This window comes from Halomonas alkalicola (assembly GCF_030704205.1).
GTDB classification, from domain to species: domain Bacteria; phylum Pseudomonadota; class Gammaproteobacteria; order Pseudomonadales; family Halomonadaceae; genus Halomonas; species Halomonas alkalicola.
Genome location: NZ_CP131913.1, coordinates 968,293 through 988,431 on the forward strand (window position 1 = coordinate 968,293; position 20,139 = coordinate 988,431).

The 20,139-nt window shown below is 69.8% G+C and carries 19 protein-coding genes; 6 read left to right on the plus strand and 13 right to left on the minus strand.

Annotated features, from left to right (window positions below):
- Positions 1-53: 53 nt before the first annotated feature.
- The 13 genes from B6N23_RS04660 to hemA form a co-directional block, all read right to left on the minus strand.
- Positions 54-752 carry a glycine zipper 2TM domain-containing protein gene (locus tag B6N23_RS04660; protein ID WP_305502319.1) on the minus strand — a complete coding sequence of 233 codons (699 nt, stop codon included), beginning with the start codon at positions 750-752 and terminating at the stop codon, positions 54-56.
- A gap of 259 nt (positions 753-1,011) precedes the next feature.
- Positions 1,012-2,304 carry an NAD(P)/FAD-dependent oxidoreductase gene (locus tag B6N23_RS04665; protein WP_305502321.1) on the minus strand — a complete coding sequence of 431 codons (1,293 nt, stop codon included), beginning with the start codon at positions 2,302-2,304 and terminating at the stop codon, positions 1,012-1,014.
- A gap of 30 nt (positions 2,305-2,334) precedes the next feature.
- The gene (locus B6N23_RS04670) at positions 2,335-3,177 is read right to left on the minus strand and encodes an ABC transporter permease subunit (protein ID WP_305502324.1); all 843 of its coding nucleotides are present in this window, start codon (positions 3,175-3,177) and stop codon (positions 2,335-2,337) included.
- A 2-nt stretch (positions 3,178-3,179) separates the two neighbouring features.
- A complete protein-coding gene (locus tag B6N23_RS04675; protein ID WP_305502327.1) occupies positions 3,180-4,091 on the minus strand; it encodes an ABC transporter permease subunit in 912 nt (303 codons plus the stop codon).
- A gap of 51 nt (positions 4,092-4,142) precedes the next feature.
- Positions 4,143-5,276 carry an ABC transporter ATP-binding protein gene (locus B6N23_RS04680; protein WP_305502330.1) on the minus strand — a complete coding sequence of 378 codons (1,134 nt, stop codon included), beginning with the start codon at positions 5,274-5,276 and terminating at the stop codon, positions 4,143-4,145.
- A 186-nt stretch (positions 5,277-5,462) separates the two neighbouring features.
- Positions 5,463-6,569, minus strand: a complete 1,107-nt coding sequence (locus B6N23_RS04685; protein WP_305502332.1) for a polyamine ABC transporter substrate-binding protein — start codon at positions 6,567-6,569, stop codon at positions 5,463-5,465.
- 107 nt (positions 6,570-6,676) lie between these two features.
- Positions 6,677-8,023 carry a glutamine synthetase family protein gene (locus B6N23_RS04690; protein WP_119020760.1) on the minus strand — a complete coding sequence of 449 codons (1,347 nt, stop codon included), beginning with the start codon at positions 8,021-8,023 and terminating at the stop codon, positions 6,677-6,679.
- A gap of 36 nt (positions 8,024-8,059) precedes the next feature.
- Positions 8,060-9,367: an NAD(P)/FAD-dependent oxidoreductase gene (locus tag B6N23_RS04695; RefSeq protein WP_305502335.1), complete on the minus strand. Its 1,308-nt coding sequence runs from the start codon at positions 9,365-9,367 to the stop codon at positions 8,060-8,062.
- Between the two features lie 211 nt (positions 9,368-9,578).
- Positions 9,579-10,325: a HesA/MoeB/ThiF family protein gene (locus tag B6N23_RS04700; protein WP_302141885.1), complete on the minus strand. Its 747-nt coding sequence runs from the start codon at positions 10,323-10,325 to the stop codon at positions 9,579-9,581.
- Positions 10,326-10,327: 2 nt separating this feature from the next.
- On the minus strand, positions 10,328-10,828 hold the full coding sequence (locus B6N23_RS04705) for an Lrp/AsnC ligand binding domain-containing protein (RefSeq protein WP_169957858.1): 501 nt from the start codon (positions 10,826-10,828) through the stop codon (positions 10,328-10,330).
- Positions 10,829-11,009: 181 nt separating this feature from the next.
- Complete coding sequence (gene prmC, locus B6N23_RS04710) at positions 11,010-11,870, minus strand: peptide chain release factor N(5)-glutamine methyltransferase (protein WP_305502339.1); 861 nt, start codon at positions 11,868-11,870, stop codon at positions 11,010-11,012.
- Positions 11,870-12,961, minus strand: coding sequence for a peptide chain release factor 1 (prfA, locus tag B6N23_RS04715; RefSeq protein ID WP_119020755.1), 1,092 nt, complete (start codon positions 12,959-12,961; stop codon positions 11,870-11,872). The genes prmC and prfA overlap by 1 nt, the downstream gene beginning before the upstream one ends.
- Before the next feature lie 8 nt (positions 12,962-12,969).
- Entirely contained in the window at positions 12,970-14,238 is a 1,269-nt protein-coding gene (gene hemA / locus B6N23_RS04720; protein WP_305502341.1) for a glutamyl-tRNA reductase, read from the minus strand.
- A gap of 162 nt (positions 14,239-14,400) precedes the next feature.
- Here hemA and B6N23_RS04725 point away from each other — a divergent pair, with 162 nt between their 5' ends.
- The 6 genes from B6N23_RS04725 to pth all read left to right on the plus strand — a co-directional run bounded on the left by B6N23_RS04725 (position 14,401) and on the right by pth (position 20,136).
- Entirely contained in the window at positions 14,401-16,161 is a 1,761-nt protein-coding gene (locus B6N23_RS04725; RefSeq protein WP_305502344.1) for a tetratricopeptide repeat protein, read from the plus strand.
- A gap of 37 nt (positions 16,162-16,198) precedes the next feature.
- Positions 16,199-16,816, plus strand: a complete 618-nt coding sequence (gene lolB, locus B6N23_RS04730; protein WP_305502346.1) for a lipoprotein insertase outer membrane protein LolB — start codon at positions 16,199-16,201, stop codon at positions 16,814-16,816.
- A gap of 16 nt (positions 16,817-16,832) precedes the next feature.
- On the plus strand, positions 16,833-17,735 hold the full coding sequence (ispE, locus tag B6N23_RS04735) for a 4-(cytidine 5'-diphospho)-2-C-methyl-D-erythritol kinase (protein WP_305502348.1): 903 nt from the start codon (positions 16,833-16,835) through the stop codon (positions 17,733-17,735).
- Positions 17,736-17,763: 28 nt separating this feature from the next.
- Positions 17,764-18,705, plus strand: a complete 942-nt coding sequence (locus B6N23_RS04740; RefSeq protein ID WP_169957852.1) for a ribose-phosphate pyrophosphokinase — start codon at positions 17,764-17,766, stop codon at positions 18,703-18,705.
- A 108-nt stretch (positions 18,706-18,813) separates the two neighbouring features.
- A complete protein-coding gene (locus tag B6N23_RS04745) occupies positions 18,814-19,449 on the plus strand; it encodes a 50S ribosomal protein L25/general stress protein Ctc (RefSeq protein WP_119020749.1) in 636 nt (211 codons plus the stop codon).
- Between the two features lie 99 nt (positions 19,450-19,548).
- Positions 19,549-20,136 carry an aminoacyl-tRNA hydrolase gene (gene pth / locus B6N23_RS04750; protein WP_305502353.1) on the plus strand — a complete coding sequence of 196 codons (588 nt, stop codon included), beginning with the start codon at positions 19,549-19,551 and terminating at the stop codon, positions 20,134-20,136.
- Positions 20,137-20,139: the final 3 nt, after the last annotated feature.

Sequence of the window (20,139 nt, forward strand, 5' to 3'; positions counted from 1 at the left end):
GCTCTTGCTCAACCCTCTTGCCAAGCCCTCTCGCTCAGCCCTCGCGCTGGGGCTCAGCCCTCGCGCTGGGGCTCGGCCTCCTGCAGGGCGGCCTGCCACTGCACCTCGCCCTCGACGACCGGGAGACGCTCGGCCTGGGGGGCGCTCTCCATGCGCCGGGTCAGCTCCTCGCCGTTGAGGCGATAGGTGACGTCGTAGCCGAGGTGCTCCTCGTGGCTCTCCATCACCGTCTGGCACTGCCGCTCGGTCACGGTCTGGTTCTGGGTCTCGTAACGGGTCTCGTAGCGGGTCTCGTACTGGACCTGGCTACCCGCCTGGGCGTGCTGGCGGGCTTCGACGCGGTTCTGCACCTCGCGCCCGGCCAGGCCGCCGCCGATGGCACCGGCCACGGTGGCCAGCTTCTTGCCGCTGCCGCCGCCCACCTGGTTGCCCAGCAGGCCGCCGACGATGGCCCCGGCCGCGGTGCCGACGACGCGATGGGGGTCCTGGCTCGCCCCGGGGCCTGAGGGCGCGGCCTGGGTGACGGGCACCTGGACGGGCACCTCCACCGGCACCTCGACGCTGACCACCCGCTCCACGTCCTCGCACACCTCACGGGGGCGCTCCACGCTGCGGGTGGCCGCCGCGACGTCAAGGATCTCGGCAAACTGCGGTTCGGGCGCGCGGTTCTCCTGGACCTGCCAGGCGCCGAAGGCCAGCCCCCCCAGCCCCAGGACGGCCAGGCTGGACCCCACGATGATCGACTTGCTCATGGTTCTCCTCCTCGCGGGCGTGCGGGCGCCCGTCGCTGAAACTCGCATGGCTCCAGGCGTGGATGACTCGGTTCGGTGATGGTGACGATGAGAGCCGCGGCGGGGCCTCCTGCGCCACCGCGATAGGGGCATTATAGGCGCCCGCGCCACCCGGTGGAGGGCGCGGACAGGGTTTCCCCATTATCTGACCGGCTGTCGCAGGGATGCGACAGGCCGGTGGCGCCCGGGGGTCAGTGCCCCAAGCGGTCCCGGTTGGCCCTCAGAGCCCCAGACGGTCGCGGGTCGAGTAGTACCAGGCGCCCAGCGCCGAGAGCGGCACCCGCAGCAGCCGCCCGCCGGGGAACGGCAGGTGGGGAATGCCGGCGAAGGCGTCGAAGCGCTCACCCTGGCCATGGATCACCTCGGCGATCAGCTTGCCGGCCAGGTGGGTGCAGGTGACGCCGTGACCGGAGTAGCCCTGGGCATAGTAGACGTTGCCGTTGACCACCCCGAACTGGGGCAGCCGGTTGAGCGTCATCAGGAAGGTGCCGCTCCAGGCGTGGTCCACCTTGACGTCGGCAAGCCCCGGGAAGGTGGCCAGCATCTTGGGCCGGATCACCGCGGTGATGTCGGCCGGGTCCTCGCCGCCGTAGTTGACCCCGCCGCCATAGAGCAGCCGGTTGTCGCGGGTCAGCCGGTAGTAGTCGAGCAGGTAGTTGCAGTCCTCCACCGCCAGGCCGTTGGGTATCAGCGCCCGGGCCCGGGCCTCGCCGAGGGGCTCGGTGGTGATGATCTGGGTGCCGCAGGGCATCGAGCGGCCCTCGATCTCCGGCAGCACCCCGCGCAGGTAGGCGTTGCCGGCCATCACCACCCGCTCGGCGCGCACCCGCCCGCCGGCGGTGCGCAGGGTGACCGGCTCGCCGTGGATCACCTCCCGCACCGCCGACTGTTCGAAGATGCGCCCGCCGAGCGACTCGAGCGCGGCGGCCTGGCCCAGCACCAGGTTCAGGGGATGCAGGTGGCCACCGCCATGGTCCACCAGGGCGCCCACGTAGCGGTCGGAGTTGACCTCGCGCTTCACCCCCTCCCCCTCCAGCAGCTCCAGCTCCCGGTAGCCGTAGCGCTCCCAGAGCGCCTTGTGCTCGCGCAGCCCGGCCAGCTGCCTGCGGTTGCAGGCGGCGAAGAGGTTGCCGTCGCGCAGGTCGCAGTCGATGGCGTAGGTCGCCACCCGCTCGCGGATGATGCGATTGCCCTCGAAGGCCATGTCGCCCAGGGCGCGGGCGGTCTGGGCGCCATACTTCGCCTCGATCACGTCCATGTCGCGGCTGTAGCTGTTGACGATCTGGCCGCCGTTGCGCCCGCTGGCGCCGAAGCCCACCCGGGCCCCCTCCAGCACCACCACCGAGAGGCCGCGCTCGGCCAGGTGCAGCGCCGCGGAGATGCCGGTGAAGCCGGCCCCCACCACGCAGACGTCGCACTCGACCTCCCCGGCGAGCGCCGGGCGCTCGGGGGCGGGGTTGGCGGTGGCGGCGTACCAGGAGGCGACGTGCTCGCCGGCGGGATAGTCAGGCATGAGAGGGCTCCAGACTCTGCGAAGGGGACATCAGGGCGTCTCCTGCTGGCGCAGGGCGGCCAGGCGGCGCGCCTCGCTGCGGCGCATGAAGTACCAGGCCAGGAAGGTGGCCAGCGACACCGCCAGGATGATCAGGGTGGCCAGGGCGTTGATCTTGGGCGAGACGCCCATGCGGACCGAGGAGAAGACCACCATGGGCAGGGTGGTGGCGCCGGGGCCGGAGACGAAGCTGGCGATCACCAGGTCATCCAGCGACAGGGTGAAGGCCAGCAGCCAGCCCGCGGCCAGCGCCGGGGCGATCACCGGCAGGGTGATCTGGAAGAAGGTCTTCACCGGCGGCGCGCCGAGGTCCATGGCCGCCTCCTCGATGGAGCGGTCCACCTCGCGCAGCCGCGACGACACCACCACCGCCACGTAGGCGCTGCAGAAGGTGGTGTGGGCGATCCAGATGGTGGCCATGCCGCGATCCGCCGGCCAGCCGACGATCTGGGCCATCTGCACGAAGAGCAGCAGCAGCGACAGGCCGGTGATCACCTCCGGCATCACCAGAGGCGCGGTGATCATGCTGGAGAGCGCGGTCTTGCCGCGAAAGCGGCCGAAGCGCGTCATCACGAAGGCGGCCAGGGTGCCGAGGCAGACGGCCATGGTGGCGGAGAAGAAGGCGATGCGCAGGCTGGTCCACACCGCGGCGAGTATCTGCCGGTCGCGCAGCAGCTCCAGGTACCAGCGCCCGGAGAAGCCCGCCCAGACCGTCACCAGCCGCGACGAATTGAAGGAGTAGACCACCAGCACCACCATGGGCAGGTAGAGGAACAGCAGCCCCAGGATCAGCATCAGGGTGGTGAACGAGGGGGGGGTGAAGGATCGGCGCATGGTCACTCCTCCAGCTCGCGGGACTGGTAGCGATGGAACAGCGCAATGGGGATCAACAGCAGCAGCAGCATCACCATGGCCAGCGCCGAGGCCACCGGCCAGTCGCGATTGAGGAAGAACTCCTCCCACAGCACCTTGCCGATCATCACCGTGTTGGGTCCGCCGAGCAGCTCGGGGATCACGTACTCCCCCACCGCGGGGATGAAGACCAGCATGGAGCCGGCGATGATCCCCCCCTTGGAGAGCGGCAGGGTCACCTTCAGGAAGGTGTTGAACTTCCGGGAGCCGAGGTCCGCCGCCGCCTCCAGCAGCGAGTCGTCGAGCCGGGTCAGGTTGGCGTAGAGCGGCAGGATCATGAACGGCAGGTAGGCATAGACGATGCCCAGCATCACCGCGAAGTTGGTGTTCATCATGCGCAGCGGCGAATCGATGATGCCGATCCACAGCAGCAGGTTGTTGAGCAGGCCGTTGGTGCTCAGGATCCCCATCCAGGCGTAGACCCGGATCAGGAAGGAGGTCCAGGAGGGCAGCATCACCAGCAGCAGCAGCACCAGCTGCCAGCGCGCCGGGGCGCGGGCCATGGCATAGGCCATGGGGTAGCCGATCAGCAGGCAGAAGAGCGTCGAGAAAAAGGCGATCTTCACCGAGCCCCAGTAGGCCGCCACGTAGAGCGAATCGCTGGCCAGGAACAGGTAGTTGCCAAGGTTCAGGGCGATGTTGAGGGTCTCGGCGGTGAAGTCGAGGATCGGCTGGTAGGGAGGCACCGCGATGGCCGCCTCGGAGAGGCTGATCTTGAGTACGATGGCGAAGGGCGCCAGGAAGAAGAGGCTCAGCCAGATCAGCGGCACGGCGATGACCCAGCCGCGCCCCGGGCGCAGGCGGCGCGAGAGGCGCTCGAGGGCAGTCGATTTCATGGGGCTCCTCGCTTGTTCGGGCTCACGCGTGAAGGGCTGTTCGTGCAGCGCTCACTCATGCAACACCACGGCGCTCATCTCGTCCCAGCTGACGTAGACCGGCTCGTCCCAGTCGGGGCGGTCGCCGCGACGCTCCACGTTGGCCAGGCTCGCCTTGACCAGAGCGCCGGACTCGGTGCGCACGTAGTAGACCGAGAGCCCGCCCAGGTAGGCGATATCCTCCACCGTGCCGGCGGTCCAGTTGTGCTCGCCCTCTGGCCGCGTGCGGGTGAGCGTGGTCTTCTCCGGGCGAATGGCCACCCACACCCGGCGCTCGTCGGCCTGGGTCGAGACCCCGTGGCCGATGCGGATATCGCGACCGAGTGCCGGGCTTGCGATGATGCAGTGGTCGGCCTCGTCGACGCGGATCTCCCCCTCGAAGAGGTTCACGGTGCCCACGAACTCCGCCACCATGCGACTCGCCGGGCTCTCGTAGACGTCCATGGGGCTGCCCACCTGGGCGATCCAGCCATCCGACATGATCGCCACGCGATCGGCCATGGTCATCGCTTCCTCCTGGTCGTGGGTGACCATGATGCAGGTCACCCCCACCCGCTCGAGGATCGCCACCACCTCGAGCTGCATCTCGGTGCGCAGCTTCTTGTCCAGCGCCCCCATGGGCTCGTCGAGAAGCAGCAGCTTCGGCCGCTTGGCCAGCGAGCGGGCCAGGGCCACCCGCTGGCGCTGCCCCCCGGAGAGCTGGTGAGGGCGACGCCGGGCGAAGCCCTCCATGTGCACGAGCTTGAGCATCTCGGCCACCCGCTGCTCGATCTCGGCCCGGGGCAGGCGGTCCTGCTTGAGCCCGAAGGCGATGTTCTGGGCCACCGTCATGTGGGGGAAGAGCGCGTAGGACTGGAACATCATGTTGATCGGCCGCTCATGGGGCGGCATGGCGGTGATGTCCTGACCGTCGAGCAGGATCTGGCCTTCGCTGGGCTTCTCGAACCCTGCCAGCATGCGCAGCAGGGTCGACTTGCCGGAGCCCGAGGCCCCCAGCAGGGCGAAGATCTCGCCCTGGCGGATGGTCAGGTTGACGTCGTCCACCGCCAGGACGCCGTCGAAGCGCTTGCTGATGCGGCGGATCTCGACCAGCGCCTCGCCGGTGCGTCGCCCGGGCGGACGCGCCGCGGTCTGGTTCTGTGGCATCGGCATCTCCTGTGATAAGTGATTGCCACCGCACGCTGAGAGGCATGGAAACTCGGGGCTGATCCGGCGGCAGGCCATTCGCGGAGGCGCTGTGAACCCTTCCCTGGGCGCTACCGACGCCTTCCCTGGCGTAGGACCTCCGCTCAAGCCTGCCCCCGGCGCCCCTGACAGCTCATTGGGTGCGTTTCAGCGCCCCGACTTGACGCGGTTCCAGACCCGGGTGCGCACGCGCTGCACGGCCAGCGGCTTCTCCTCGGCCACGTAGAGGTTGTCCATCACCTCCTGGTCGGGATAGATCGCCGGATCGTCGCGGATGGCCGGGTCGAGGAAGGCGTTGCCCGCCAGGTTGGGGTTGGCGTAGACCACGTACTCGGTGATCGCGGCGGCGATCTCGGGCTCCAGGATGAAATTGATGAAGGCGTGGGCGTTGTCCGGGTTCGGCGCATCGGCGGGGATCGCCATCATGTCGAACCAGAGCGCGGCGCCCTCCTTGGGGATGCTGTAGCGGATGGTGAAGTCGCGGCCCGCCTCCTCGGCGCGGTCGGCGGCCTGGAAGATGTCGCCTGAGTAGCCCGCCGCCACGCAGAGGTCGCCGTTGGCGAGATCGGTGATGTAGCGCGAGGAGTGGAAGTAGGTGACGTTGTTGCGCACCGCGGCGATCAGGTCACCGGCGGCCTCCAGGTCGGCGGTCTCCTCGGAGAGCGGCGAGAGCCCCAGGTAGGCCATGGCCGGCGAGAGCATCTCGTCGCCGGAGTCGAGCATGGAGATGCCGCAGCCCCCCTCGCGCAGGGCGGTGGTGATCTCGGGATCGAAGAGCAGCGCCCAGGAGTCCACCGGGGCGTCGTCGCCGAGGATCTCGAGGACTCGCTCCTCGATGTAGCCGATGCCGTTGGTGCCCCACATGTAGGGGACCGAGTAGCGGCTGCCCGGGTCGACGAACTCCAGGTCGTCCATCAGCTCCGGGTTGAGGTTGGCCATGTTGGGCAGCTTGTCGTGGTCGAGCTCCCGATAGACCCCGGCGCTGATGTGGCGGGTCAGGTAGTGGTTGGAGGGCACCACCACGTCATAGCCGGAGCGGCCCGCCAGCAGGGCCGCATCGAGCACCTCGTTGCTGTCGTAGACGTCGTAGATCACCTCGATGCCGGTGGCCTCGGTGAACTTCTCCAGGGTGTCCGGCGCGATGTAGTCCGACCAGTTGTAGATCCGTACCTCGCCCGCCGCCTGGGCGGCGGCGGCACCCAGCGCCAGGCCGGCGGCGGTCACGGCCAGTGAGAGTCGCTTGGCTTGCATCATCCTGATCACCTCTTCGGTCGCTTGTTGTTATCGGTTACCCTGGGCCGGGCCCGATGAAGCCAGCGTAGCGACCCGCTTCGGGGGCGGTCTCAACGCTGGGGTGCGCATCAGACACTCAGCAGCAGGAATTCCCGCTCCCAGGAGCTGATCACGCGCTTGAAGTTCTCGTTCTCCACCCGCTTGACCGCCACGAAGCCGGTCACGAACTTGCTGCCCATGTAGGTCTCCAGCTCGGCGCAGTGCTCCATGCGCTCCAGGGCCTGCTCCAGGGTGAAGGGCAGGCGCAGGTTGCGGCGCTCGAAGGCGCGCCCCTGCACCGGGGCCGAGGGGTTGAGCTTCTGGATCATCCCCAGGTAGCCGCACAGCAGGGACGCCGCGATGGCCAGGTAGGCGTTGGCGTCGGCTCCCGGCAGGCGGTTCTCGACCCGGCGGTTCTGGGGGCTGGAGTCGGGTACCCGCAGGCCGCAGGTGCGGTTCTCCTCCCCCCATTCGACGTTGACCGGCGCCGAGGTGTCGGGCAGGAAGCGGCGGAAGGAGTTGACGTTGGGAGCCATCAGCGGCAGCGCCTCGGGAATGAACTTCTGCAGCCCGCCGATATGGTGCAGGAAGAGCTGGCTCATGGTGCCGTCGGCGTTGGAGAAGACGCTCTTGCCGCTCTTCGCGTCCAGCACGCTCTGATGGATGTGCATGGCGCTGCCCGGCTCATTGGTCACCGGCTTGGCCATGAAGGTGGCGGCCACGTCGTGCTTGAGCGCCGCCTCGCGCATGGTGCGCTTGAACAGGAAGACCTGGTCGGCCAGGGTCAGCGGGTCGCCGTGACGGAAGTTGATCTCCATCTGGGCGGTGCCCTCCTCGTGGATCAGGGTGTCGATATCCAGCCCCTGGGCCTCGCACCAGTCGTACATGTCCTCGAAGAGCGGGTCGAACTCGTTGGCGGCGTCGATGGAGAAGGACTGGCGGCCGGTCTCCTGGCGGCCGCTTCTGCCGATGGGCGGCTGCAGCGGCAGGTCCGGGTCCTCGCAGCGCTTGGTGAGGTAGAACTCCATCTCCGGCGCCACGATGGGGCGCCAGCCCTGTTCGGCGTAGAGCGCCAGCACGCGCTTGAGCTGGTTGCGGGCGGAGAGCTCGATGGGATTGCCCATCTTGTCGAAGCAGTCGTGGATCACCTGGGCGGTGGGCTCCAGCGCCCAGGGCACCGGGTAGGCCGCCCCCGCATCGGGCTTGCAGACCATATCGATATCGGCGGGGTCGAGCAGCGAATAGTAGATGTCGTCCTCGACGTAGTCGCCGGTCACCGACTGCAGCAGCACGCTCTCCGGCAGGCGCATGCCCTTCTCGGCCACGAACTTCGACACCGGGGTGATCTTGCCGCGGGCGATGCCGGTGATATCCGTCACCAGGCACTCCACCTCGGTGATGCGTCGCTCCTTCAGCCAGCTTTCCAGGTCTTTCATGGGAACCTCGTCAGTCGCCCGGGGCCCGGGCGCTCGTCATAGTCGATCACGCAGCTTGTAGAAGGCGGTGGCCAGCACCAGCCGCGGCGTGCGCAGCCGCTCTCCGCCGGGAAAGCGCCGGTGGGGCATGGCGGCGAAGGCGTCGAAGCGCTCGCACTGGCCGGCCACCGCCTCCGCCATCAGCTTGCCGGCCAGCCCCGCCAGCGCCATGCCGTGGCCGGAGTAGCCCTGGGCATAGTAGAGCGTCTGGCCGATGCGGCCGAAGTCCGGCGCCCGGTTGAGGGTGATGGCCACCTCGCCGCCCCAGCGGTAGTCGATGGCGACGCCACGCAGCGCCGGGAAGAGCCGGGCGATCTTGGCGTCCATGCGCGCCTGAAGCCCCCTGGGCTCACGCCCGGTATAGCTCACCTCGCCGCCGTAGATCAGCCGCCGGTCGGCGGAGAGACGATAGTAGTCGAGGACGAAGTTGGCGTCCGAGAGGGCATCGTTCTTCGGCAGCACCCGGGCGGCGCGGGCGGCGCCGAGGGGCTCGGTGGCGATGAGGTAGTTGGCGGCGCGCATCACCCGGCCGGTGAGCTCCGGCACCAGGCGGTGCTGGAAGGCGTTGGTACCCAGCACCACGAAGTCGGCGGTGACGCTGCCGCCGGGCGTGACCACCCGGTGGGGAGTGCCGCGCTCGATCGCGAGCGCCGGACTGCCCTCGTGGAGCACCGCGCCGGCGTCGCGAGCGGCGCGGGCCAGCCCCAGGGTGTAGTTGAGCGGATGCAGGTGCCCCGCCTCGCTCTCGTGGAGCGCCCCGGGATAGGCATCGCTGACCACGCGCTCGCGCAGGGCCTCGCCCTCGAGCCAGGTCAGCGCCTCGTAGCCATAGTCTCGGGCCAGGCGGTCGCGGAAGGCCTTGAGCTCGCGCACGTGGCGCGACTTCACCGCGGCGTGCAGGTAGCCCCAGGCGAGATCGCAGGGGATGGCATGGCGCTCGATGAGCTCGGCGGTGAGGGCCACCGCCTCGCGGCTCATGGCCCAGATGTCACGGGCGGCGCCGAGGCCCAGCGCACGCTCCACGGTGGCGATGTCGGTGCCGAGCCCCGGCAGGATCTGGCCGCCGCTGCGCCCGGAGGCACCGAAGCCGATCTCGCTGGCCTCCAGCAGCACCACCGAATAGCCCCGCTCGGCCAGGTGCAGCGCCGCCGAGCAGCCGGTGATCCCGCCGCCGATCACGCAGACGTCGGCACGCACCTCCCCCGCCAGCGGGGGGCAGGGGCCAAGGTCGACGGCGATGGAGTCGCGGTACCAGGAAGCCGGACGTCGATCGAGGCTGGAAGGGGGGGTCGCCGATGCGGTCATGCGCAGTGCGCTCGTTGTTGTGGGATGGAGGGCCGTGCGGCCCTGCTCTCGGAACAGTTTGACATCAGCCGCCGCGAGATTGTCAAGTATTCAATAACAACGCTACGCCTGGCAGCCGGGCAAAAATCACCGAAAGTCCACCATCCTGGCCGCCAGATCCCATCCGCGACGCCTCAGGCGTCAAGAAATGACGACCAGAGCCCGCCAGGCCTCAGCCGCCACAGACCGGGCAGGCGGGATCCCGGGGCACCTTGAAGTGGCGCCACTGGCCGGTGAGGCCGTCGAAGGTGGAGAGCCCGCGATGGGGCGTGCCGGCCCCGCTGAGCAGCTTGATCGCCTCCAGCGCCTGGAAGCTGCCGATCAGCCCCACCAGGGGGGCCACCACGCCGCTCTCGGCGCAGGAGAGCGCCTCGTCCCCGCGATCGTCCGGGGGGTAGAGGCAGGCGTAGCAGGGGCCGTCGGGATCGCGGGGGTCGAACACCGCCAGCTGCCCCGAGAAGCGGATCGCCGCCCCGGAGACCAGCGGCACGCCGGCCGCGCGGCAGGCGGCATTGATGGCGTAGCGGCTGGAGAAGCGATCGGTGCAGTCGAGCACCACGTCGGCGTCGGCCACCGCCGCGGCCATGGCCTCGCCCTCCAGATGAGCGGTCAATGTCTCGATCGTACAGCCGGGGTTCAGGGCCCGCGCCGAGTCCCGGGCGGACTCGGCCTTGTTGCGGCCCAGGTCCGCCTCGCCGTGGGCGATCTGGCGCTGCAGGTTGGAGAGCTCCACCGCATCGGCATCGGCCAGCGTCAGCCGCCCTACCCCGGCGGCGGCCAGGTAGAGGGCCACCGGGGAGCCGAGCCCGCCGGCGCCCACCACCAGGGCCCGGCCGGCCAGCAGCCGCTCCTGCCCCTCGATGTCGATCTGGGCCAGCATGATCTGGCGGCTGTAGCGCAGCAGGTCGGCGTCGTGCATGGTCACTTGTCCTCGAACTCCTCGATGTCGGGCACATGGAGGGAGAACTCCTCCTTCACCTCCTCCATCACCACATAGCTCTTGGACTCCTTGACCCCCGGCAGGGTCAGTACCACGTCGCCGAGCAGCTGCCGGTAGGCGGCCATCTCGGGGATGCGGCACTTCAGGATATAGTCGAACTGCCCGGAGACCAGGTGGCACTCCTGGATCTGCGGCAGCTTGGCCACGGCGCGACGGAACTCGTCGAACACCGCCGGCGACTGGGTCTCCAGGCTGATCTCCACGAACACCAGCAGGTTGGCCTTGAGCGCCCGGGGGTCGAGCACCGCCTTGTAGCCGCGGATTACGCCCGCGCGCTCCAGGCGCTTGACCCGTTCGAGACAGGGCGTGGTGGAGAGCCCCACCTGGGCGGCGAGGTCGACGTAGGAGATGCGGGCGTTCTCCTGCAGGCAGCGCAGGATCTTGAGGTCGATGCGGTCGAGGGCGCGGGACTTGGCTTTCATGGGCGTGGCGGCTGCTCGGTCTCGGGAGTGGCAGAACGTGCCGGCGCGACAGTCGATCGGACTGAAAACCACCGCCAGGAGAGCGGCATCGTGGTCTTCAGGCATGAAATCACGGCGGCTTTAGGTGTTATTTTCTGATCAAGATGTACCACACCCCCGCCGATCACCGCCAGTTGAACCCTCAACGCCCTGGCCAGCGCCCCAGGCTGACCCGCTCGAGGCCGGCCAGGTCGCAGCGGGTCGCCACCTCGGCATAGCCGGCACTGATCAGGGCCTGGCGCACCGCCCCGCCCTGCTCGGCGCCGTGCTCGAGCATCAGCCAGCCCGCCACGGCCAGGTGCTCCCGGGCCGTGCGCACCAGGTGATGGAGGTCGGCCAGGCCGCCGTCGCCGGCCACGAGGGCGCTTGCCGGTTCGAAGCGCACGTCACCGCGGGCCAGGTGCGGGTCGTCGTCGGCCAGATAGGGGGGATTGGAGACGATCAGCTCGAAGCGCTCGGCGGCCTCGCCCTCGGCGGCTTCCAGCGCGGAGAACCAGTCACTCTGGCGAAACACGGCGTTGGCGATGGCGAGCCGCTCGGCGTTGCGGCGGGCGAGCGCCACCGCCTCGGGACGCAGATCCACCCCCAGCACCCGCCAGCCCGGCCGCTCGCTGGCGAAGGCGAGCGCGATGGCGCCGGTGCCGGTGCCGAGATCCAGCAGGCGCCCGCCGGCCGCGCCCGCCTTCTCCAGGGCGGCCTCGACCAGGGTCTCGGTATCGGGGCGCGGGATCAGGGTGCTCGGCTCGGTGGCCAGGCGCAACCCCCAGAACTCCCGTTCGCCGGTGAGGTAGGCCACCGGCTCCCCCGCCTCGCGGCGCGCCAGCAGGGCGGCGAAGCGCTCGGCCGTGGCGGGGTCTGCCTCGCGATCCCCCCAGGTGTAGAGCCAGGTGCGATCGACCTCGAGCAGGTGGCAGAGCAGCACCTCGGCGTCGAGGCGCGGGGTGGGCGAGCCGGCCGCCGCCAGGCGCGCCGCCGACGCCACCAGCAGGGCATCGAGGCGCATCAGCTCTCCTGCTGCAGGGCGGCGAGCTGCTCCGCCTGGTACTCGTGGATCAGCGGCTCGATCACCTCGTCGAGCTGCTCGCCGCCGATCACCTCGGCCAGCTTGTAGAGGGTCAGGTTGATGCGGTGGTCGGTGACCCGCCCCTGGGGGAAGTTGTAGGTGCGGATGCGCTCGCTGCGATCGCCGGAGCCCACCAGGCTCTTGCGCTCGTCGGCCTGGGCCTGGCGGCGCGACTCAACGGCGCTCTGCTTGAGGCGCGCGGCGAGCAGCGACATCGCCTTGGCGCGGTTCTTGTGCTGGCTGCGCTCCTCCTGGCACTCCACCACCACGCCGCTGGGCAGGTGGGTGATGCGTATCGCGGAGTCGGTGGTGTTGACGTGCTGGCCGCCGGCGCCGCTGGAGCGGAAGGTGTCGACCCGCAGGTCGGCGGGGTTGATGTCGATATCGCCCACCGCATCGGCCTCGGGCATCACCGCCACGGTGCAGGCGGAGGTATGGATGCGCCCCTGGGACTCGGTGGCCGGGACCCGCTGCACCCGGTGGGCGCCGGACTCGAACTTGAGCCGCGCGTAGACCCCCTCGCCCTTGATGCGCGAGATGATCTCCTTGTAGCCGCCCTGCTCGCCGTGGCTGGCGCTCACCACCTCGACCTTCCAGCCGTGCTGCTCGGCGTAGCGGGAGTACATGCGAAAGAGGTCACCGGCAAACAGCGCCGCCTCGTCGCCGCCGGTGCCGGCGCGCACCTCCAGGAAGACGCTGCGACCGTCGTCGGGATCCTTCGGCACCAGCAGCTGCTTGAGGCGCACCTCCATGGCCGCAAGCCTGTCGCGCCCCTCGGCCAGTTCCAGCTCGGCCAGCTCGCGCATCTCCGGGTCGCTGTCACCGGCGAGCTGCTCGGCGTCGGCGATATCGCCCTCCACGCCGCGGAACTCGCGCCAGGCCTCCACCAGGGGCTCGAGCTCGGCGTACTCGCGGGAATAGTCTCGGAAGCGGGGTTGGTCGCCGATCACCTCGGGCTCCGCCAACAGGGCGGCGAGCTCCTCGAAGCGCTCGCCGAAGGCGTCGAGGCGCTGACGCAGGGAAGCTTTCATGGGTTGTCCTATCGGGTCTTGTCGGGGGCGGCGCCGAGCAGCAGGGCGCCGGCGGCCTCGAGCAGGTCGTGGCGTTCGGCGGAGGCGGCCTCGCGCAGCGCCACGGTGGGGCTGTGCAGTAACCGGTTGGTGAGCTGGTGCGCCAGGCGGCGCACCACCGCCTCGGGGTCCTCGCCGCGGCCAAGCCGCATCAGGGCCTGCTCCAGGGAGCGGTCGCGCAGCGTCTCGCCCCGGGAGCGGAAGTCGTGGATCAGCTCGCCGCCGCCGCGGATGCGCCGCTCGTGGAGCCAGGCGCCCACCCCGTGCTCGATCAGCGATTCGGCCTGGTCGGCGGCCACCTGGCGGTGGCGGCGGTTCTCCTCGATCACCTCCTGAAGGTCATCGACGGAGTAGAGGAAGATGTCGGCGAGCCTGCCCACCTCGGGCTCGATGTCCCGGGGCACGGCGATGTCGACCATGAAGATGGGGCGGTGGCGGCGCGCCTTCAGCGCTCGCTCCACCATGCCCTTGCCGATGATCGGCAGCGGCGCCGCCGTGGAGGAGATGACGATATCGGCCTCCACCAGCGCCTCGGGAATGGCGTCCAGGGTGATGGCGCGCCCGCCCAGGCTGCCGGCCAGCAGCTCGGCGCGCTCCCGAGTGCGGTTGGCCACGGTGATCTGGCGCACGCCGGCCTCGAAGAGGTGGCGCGCCACCAGCTCGATGGTCTCGCCGGCGCCGATCAGCAGGGCCCGGGCGCGACCGAAGTCATCGAAGATGCGGCTGGCCAGGCTGACCGCCGCATAGGCCACGGAGACGGGGTTGCGACCGATACCGGTCTCGGTGCGCACCTGCTTGGCCACTGCGAAGGTGTGCTGGAAGAGGCACTCGAGCTCCTTGCCGAGCCCGCGAGCCTCGCGGCTGGCCTGATAGGCATCCTTGAGCTGGCCGAGGATCTGCGGCTCGCCGAGCACCATGGAGTCGAGGCCCACCGCCACCCGCATCAGGTGGCGGGCGGCCTCGTTATCCAGATAGTGATAGGCGCAGGTCGAGAGATCCGCCACCGGCAGGCCATGGAAGCGACCCAGCCAGTCGAGGATCGCCATCTCCCCCTGGGGCTCGGTGACGCAGTAGAGCTCGGTACGATTGCAGGTCGAGAGAACCGCTGCTTCCTTGACCTGGGGCAAACCGCGCAGCTCGCCGAGCGCCGTTTCCAGCTGGGCGGGGGTAAAGGCCACCTGCTCGCGCACCTCGACGGTGGCGGTTCGATGGTTGATTCCTAGGGCAAGCAGCGTCATCCGTCGGGCATCTTTGCTAGTGGTGGCCGGCCTTGGCGGCGTCCTGATCATTGGGCGTGGATTCTACCATAGCGTCGCCCGCTTGGCCGCCTACGGTGGTGCGCTTTGCCCACGCCGGTCAAGCCGTTATGCTGACCCCTCGGCCCTGCCAGCGAGAACCCCATGCCTGCCGCTCTTCCCTCGTCACTTCGCCCGCTCACCGCCCGCCTGGCCCCGCTGGCGCTGGCCATGCTGCTCGCCGGCTGCCAGACGCTGTCGGCCGTGGACGGGGCGGGCGAGCCGCTGGACGACCCGTTGGCCGGCGCTCCCCCCATCGAACGCGGCCTGGACGCCGAGGGGCTGGCCGGCCTGCTCACCGCGGAGCTCGCCGGCCAGCGCGGCGACTACCGCCGCGCCGCCCTGGGGTATCTGGAGGCCACCGAGCGCTACGCCGCCCCGGCCCTGGCCGAGCGCGCCGCCCTGGCCGCCAGCTTCAGCAGCGACCGCGAACTGCTGGCCCGGGCCGCCGACCGCTGGCAGGCGCTGGCCCCCGAGGCCGAGGCGCCCTCGCGGCTGCTCGCGGGGCTGGCGGTGCAGCGCGGCGACTGGCCCGATGCGCTGCGCCAGCGCCTGGCGCTGATCGAGCGTGGCAGCGAGAGCGACCTGACCGCCTTCGTCGAGGCGGCGCTTGGCGAGAACGCCGACCCGGCACCGCTGCTGGCGCTGCTCCGCCCCTGGCTGCCCCGCGCGCCACAGGGCGCAGCCCGCCAGGACGCGGAGCTTGCCACCGCGCTGCTGGAGGTCTCCAGCGGCGACACCGCCGCCGCCGAGCGCCGTCTGGAACGGCTGGGCCAGAGTGCGCCGGAGCTGCCGGCGCTGTGGCTGACCCGGGCGCGCCTGGCCCAGGAGCGCGGCGACCACCGCGGCGCCCGCGAGGCGGCGCGGCGGGGGCTGGCCATCTCACCGGACGATGCCCGCTTCATCCTGCTGCTGGCCCAGAGTGAGCTGCGCCTGGGCAACGTGGCCGCCGCCGAGGCGAGCACCGACGCCCTGCTGGAGGATCACCCCGGCAACGCGGAGCTGCGCCTGGCACTGGCCCGCCTCTACCTCGAGGAGCGCGCCACCGAGGCCGCCCGCCGCCTGCTGCTGCCGCTGGTTGACGAACCCGACACTCCGCCCATGGCCTTCTACCTGCTCGGCACCACCGCCGAGGCGGAGGGCGAGGTGGACAACGCCCTGCTCTACTACCGCCAGGTGGCACCGGGCCCCGAGTTCCTGGCGGCACGCCTGCGTGCCGCCGAGATGCTGATCGAGGATGACCGCCTGCTCGACGCCCGCGCCTTCCTGCGCATCGAGCGGCTGCGCCACGAGGTCCACTTCGCCGACCTGGTCAGCCTCGAGGTGGAGCTGCTGGGGCGCGAGGGGCTCGCCGACGAGGCCACCGCCCTGCTCGACCGCGAGCTCGACCGCCCCCCCAACGACGAGCAGCTGCTCTACCTGCGCGGCATGCGCGCCTGGGAGGCCGGCGACCCCGAGGGGATGGAGCGCGACCTGGGGCGCATCATCGAGCGCAACCCGGACAACGCCATGGCCCTCAACGCCCTGGGCTACACCCTGGCCGACATGAACGTGACCGAGCGCCTGGACGAGGCGCGCGAAATGATCGAACGGGCCCACGAGCTCGACCCCGGTAACCCCGCCATCAAGGATAGCCTGGGCTGGGTCTACTATCGCCTGGGCGACCCCGAGCGCGCCCTGCCCTGGCTCGAGCGCGCCTATGCCCAGATGCCGGACCAGGAGATCGCCGCCCACCTGATCGAGGTGCTGTGGGCCCTGGAGCGGCGCGCCGAGGCCCGCGCGCGCCTGGCCGAGGCCCTCGAGCGCTTCGACGAGCGCCCACTGGTCGATGACCTGCTGCGGCGCATCCCCGAACTGGCCCGCTGAAGGCCCGACTCTCACCGACTACCGCCACGAGACACCCATGACGCCACGCTCCCTGACGACGCTGCTGATTCCCCTGCTCGCCCTGCTGCTGCTGGCCGGCTGTGCCGGGCGCACGCCAGCCCCGGATGGCGAGCGCGCCGCCGGCCAGTGGCAGTCCCAGGCCGAGCGCACCGAGGCCCTGGACACCTGGATCCTGGTGGCACGCGTCGGACTGCGCACCTCCCAGGACGGCACCAGCGCCAACCTCGACTGGAGCCAGCACCCCCACTACTACCGGATGCTGCTCAGCGGACCCTTCGGCAGCGGGCGCAGCACCCTCGAGGGCCGCGAGGGGCGCTTCTCGCTGACCACCTCCGAGGGCCGCTTCGAGGCCGAGACCCCCGAGGCGCTGATGGAGGAGCAGCTCGGCTGGTCGCTGCCGATGGGCGCGCTGCAGGACTGGGTTCGCGGCCTGCCCGGCTCGCAGAGCGACTACCACCTGGAAGAGGATGAGCTCGGCTTCCCCCAGCGGCTCGAGCAGGATGGCTGGCAGATCGAGTACCGCGACTGGACCCTGGCCGAGGAGCTCTGGCTGCCGCGCCGGCTGGTGATGAACTACGGCGACCTGCGCGTCACTCTGGTGGTCACCGACTGGCGCCCGGTCGTCGATGAGTAGGTCGATGAGCAGGTTGATGAACAAGCCCCTTGTCCTGCCGGCCCCGGCCAAGCTCAACCGCCTGCTGCATATCCTCGGACGCCGCCCGGACGGCTACCACGAGCTGCAGACGCTGTTCCAGTTCCTCGACCACGGCGACACCCTGCGCTTCCACCTTCGCGAGGATGGCGAGATCCGCCTGACCCCGGAGATTCCCGGGGTGCCCGCCGAGGAGAACCTGATCGTGCGCGCCGCCCGAGCGCTGCAGGCAGAGAGCGGCTGCCGGCTGGGCGCCGAGATCCACCTCGAGAAGCGCCTGCCCCTGGGCGGCGGGCTGGGCGGCGGCAGCAGCGATGCCGCCACCGCCCTGCTCGGCCTCAATGCCCTGTGGCAGCTGGGGCTGACCCTGGACCGCCTGGCCGAGCTGGGGCTCACCCTGGGCGCCGACGTGCCGGTGTTCGTGCGCGGCCACGCCGCCTGGGGAGAGGGGGTCGGCGAGCGTCTCACCCCCGTCGAGCTCGACACCCCATGGTTCGTGGTGGTGCATCCCGGCGTGGCGGTCTCCACCCCGGCGGTGTTCGGGGCCCCCGAATTGACACGCAACACCCCCCCGATTACCATGGCGCGCGCACTTCAGGGGGGTGCGTCGAGCTGGCGCAACGACTGCGAGGCCACGGTCAGGGCCCTCTATCCGCCCGTGGCGGAGGCGCTCGACTGGCTATCGGCACGAGCACCGGCCCTGCTGACCGGCACCGGCGCCTGCATCTTCGCCCGTCTGGCCAGCGAGGCCGAGGCCGACCGGCTGCTGGCCGAGATCGCCGGACGCTGGCCGACCTTCAAGGCCCGCGGGCTGAACCGCTCCCCTCTCCATGATGTTCTGGACCACGATGTTCTGGACGACGACGTCCTGGGCCATGACGCTGTGGAACTCGACTCCTGATGACCCAACCCTGCATAGGTGGCTGCGCGTGTCAAAATTGATGGTTTTCGCCGGGAACGCCAATCCCGAACTCGCCCGGAAGATCGCCGAGAGTCTGGACACCCGCATGGGCAACGCCACGGTCGGTCAGTTCAGCGACGGCGAGATCGCGGTCGAGATCAACGAGAACGTGCGCGGCAAGGACGTCTTCGTCCTCCAGTCCACCTGTGCACCGACCAATGACAACCTGATGGAGCTGGTGCTGATGGTGGACGCCCTGCGTCGCGCCTCGGCCCACCGCATCACTGCGGTCGTGCCCTACTTCGGCTACGCCCGTCAGGATCGTCGCGTGCGCTCCGCCCGCGTGCCCATCTCCGCCAAGATCGTCGCCGACATGCTGGTCAAGGCCGGCGTCGACCGGGTGATGACCATGGACCTGCACGCCGACCAGATCCAGGGCTTCTTCGACGTGCCGGTGGACAACGTCTACGGCTCGCCGATCCTGCTCGACGATATCGAGCGCCAGAACTACGAGAACCTGGTGGTGGTCTCCCCCGACGTGGGCGGCGTGGTCCGCGCACGCGCCATCGCCAAGCAGCTCAACGCCGATCTCGCCATCATCGACAAGCGTCGCCCCTCCGCCAACCAGGCCCAGGTGATGCACATCATCGGCGAGATCGAGGGGCGCAACTGCGTGGTGGTCGACGACATGATCGACACCGCCGGCACCCTGTGCAAGGCCGGCGAGGCCCTCAAGGACCACGGCGCCCAGCGCGTGGTGGCCTACGCCACTCACCCCATCCTCTCGGGGCCTGCGGTCGACAACATCGTCGGCTCGGTGCTCGACGAGGTGGTGGTCACCGATACCATTCCGCTCTCCGACAACGCACGCCGCTGTGGCCATATCCGCCAGCTCAGCGTGGCCGGGCTGATCGCCGAGGCGATCCGTCGGGTGAGCAACGAGGAATCCGTCAGCGCCATGTTCCACTGAGGCACGCCTCGGGAACCGCGTCGGAAAGCGCCCTGCGGGGCAACTGGAAGCGTCACGGTCAGGTCGCGGGCCGTGGCGCCTTCCTTACTTCACTGAAGAGGCAATACCATGTCTGATTTTACCCTTAACGCCAGCGTTCGTAACGACCTGGGGAAAGGTGCGAGCCGCCGCCTGCGTCGTGCGAACCTCCAGGTGCCGGCCATCGTCTACGGTGGTGAGAAGGCGCCCCAGCCGATCTCCGTCGAGAAGTCCGCGTTCTACAAGGCCGCCGAGAGCGAGTCCTTCTTCTCCTCCGTGATCAACCTGGTCATCGACGGCAAGAGCGAGCAGGTCGTGGTGCGTGACATGCAGCGTCACCCCTTCAAGCCGCTGATCACCCACGCCGACTTCCTGCGCGTGGACGCCACCCACGAGATCACCATCAACGTGCCGCTGCACGTGGTGGGCGAAGAGAAGTCCAAGGCCATCAAGGACAACGGCGGCGAGCTGCACGTGCTGGCCAACGAAGTCCAGATCAGCTGCCTGCCGAAGGACCTGCCGGACTTCCTGGAAGTGAACATCGCCGACGTCGAGCTGGGCTCCACCCTGCACCTGACCGACCTGGTCCTGCCGGCCGGCGTGACCCTGGTCGAGCTGACCCACGGCGAAGACCACAACCAGGCGATCCTCAGCATCACCAAGGCCAAGGTCCGCGGTGGCGAGGAAGCCGGTGAAGGCGAGGAAGGCGAGCAGGGCGAGGAGTAATCCTCACCGCTCCATCCGACCGCCCGGGGCCGTGCCAGGCACGGCCCCTTCCGGTTACGATCAAGCGCCCCGGCGCTTGATTTTTTTTGGAGGCAACCCATGAGTCAGGTCAGAGCGATCATCGGGCTGGGCAACCCCGGCGCCGACTATGAGGCCACCCGCCACAATGCCGGCGCCTGGCTGGTGGAGGCGGTGGCCCGCCGCGCAGGGGCCGAGCTGCGCCCCGACCGCAAGTTCCTCGGGCTTCATGCCCGGGTGCAGTTCGAGGGCCACGACCTCCACCTGCTCAACCCGACGACCTTCATGAACCGCAGCGGTGGCGCCGTGGCGGCCCTCTGCCAGTTCTACAAGATCGCCCCGGACGAGCTGCTGGTGGCCCACGACGAGCTGGACATCCCCCCCGGCACCGCCCGCTACAAGACCGGCGGCGGCCACGGCGGCCACAACGGGCTGCGCGACATCATCAGCGCCCTGGGCAACGAGCGCGGCTTCCACCGCCTGCGCATCGGCATCGGCCACCCGGGCGATGCGAAACAGGTGACCCACTTCGTGCTGGGGCGCCCCGGCAAGGCCGAGCATGGCGCCATCGAGGCCGCCATCGACGAGTGCCTGGCCACCCTGCCCCAGGCCCTCGCCGGCGACTGGGTCAAGGCCATGAACCGGCTGCACAGTTTCAAGAGCGCCTAACGT

What these genes read in the sequence shown, in the direction of transcription:
- B6N23_RS04660 (WP_305502319.1), bottom strand. Translation starts at nt 752, where the DNA reads ATGAGCAAGTCGATCATCGTGGGGTCCAGCCTGGCCGTCCTGGGGCTG.
- B6N23_RS04665 (WP_305502321.1), bottom strand. Translation starts at nt 2,304, where the DNA reads ATGCCTGACTATCCCGCCGGCGAGCACGTCGCCTCCTGGTACGCCGCC.
- B6N23_RS04670 (WP_305502324.1), bottom strand. Translation starts at nt 3,177, where the DNA reads ATGCGCCGATCCTTCACCCCCCCCTCGTTCACCACCCTGATGCTGATC.
- B6N23_RS04675 (WP_305502327.1), bottom strand. Translation starts at nt 4,091, where the DNA reads ATGAAATCGACTGCCCTCGAGCGCCTCTCGCGCCGCCTGCGCCCGGGG.
- B6N23_RS04680 (WP_305502330.1), bottom strand. Translation starts at nt 5,276, where the DNA reads ATGCCACAGAACCAGACCGCGGCGCGTCCGCCCGGGCGACGCACCGGC.
- B6N23_RS04685 (WP_305502332.1), bottom strand. Translation starts at nt 6,569, where the DNA reads ATGATGCAAGCCAAGCGACTCTCACTGGCCGTGACCGCCGCCGGCCTG.
- B6N23_RS04690 (WP_119020760.1), bottom strand. Translation starts at nt 8,023, where the DNA reads ATGAAAGACCTGGAAAGCTGGCTGAAGGAGCGACGCATCACCGAGGTG.
- B6N23_RS04695 (WP_305502335.1), bottom strand. Translation starts at nt 9,367, where the DNA reads ATGACCGCATCGGCGACCCCCCCTTCCAGCCTCGATCGACGTCCGGCT.
- B6N23_RS04700 (WP_302141885.1), bottom strand. Translation starts at nt 10,325, where the DNA reads ATGCACGACGCCGACCTGCTGCGCTACAGCCGCCAGATCATGCTGGCC.
- B6N23_RS04705 (WP_169957858.1), bottom strand. Translation starts at nt 10,828, where the DNA reads ATGAAAGCCAAGTCCCGCGCCCTCGACCGCATCGACCTCAAGATCCTG.
- prmC (WP_305502339.1), bottom strand. Translation starts at nt 11,870, where the DNA reads ATGCGCCTCGATGCCCTGCTGGTGGCGTCGGCGGCGCGCCTGGCGGCG.
- prfA (WP_119020755.1), bottom strand. Translation starts at nt 12,961, where the DNA reads ATGAAAGCTTCCCTGCGTCAGCGCCTCGACGCCTTCGGCGAGCGCTTC.
- hemA (WP_305502341.1), bottom strand. Translation starts at nt 14,238, where the DNA reads ATGACGCTGCTTGCCCTAGGAATCAACCATCGAACCGCCACCGTCGAG.
- B6N23_RS04725 (WP_305502344.1), top strand. Translation starts at nt 14,401, where the DNA reads ATGCCTGCCGCTCTTCCCTCGTCACTTCGCCCGCTCACCGCCCGCCTG.
- lolB (WP_305502346.1), top strand. Translation starts at nt 16,199, where the DNA reads ATGACGCCACGCTCCCTGACGACGCTGCTGATTCCCCTGCTCGCCCTG.
- ispE (WP_305502348.1), top strand. Translation starts at nt 16,833, where the DNA reads ATGAACAAGCCCCTTGTCCTGCCGGCCCCGGCCAAGCTCAACCGCCTG.
- B6N23_RS04745 (WP_119020749.1), top strand. Translation starts at nt 18,814, where the DNA reads ATGTCTGATTTTACCCTTAACGCCAGCGTTCGTAACGACCTGGGGAAA.
- pth (WP_305502353.1), top strand. Translation starts at nt 19,549, where the DNA reads ATGAGTCAGGTCAGAGCGATCATCGGGCTGGGCAACCCCGGCGCCGAC.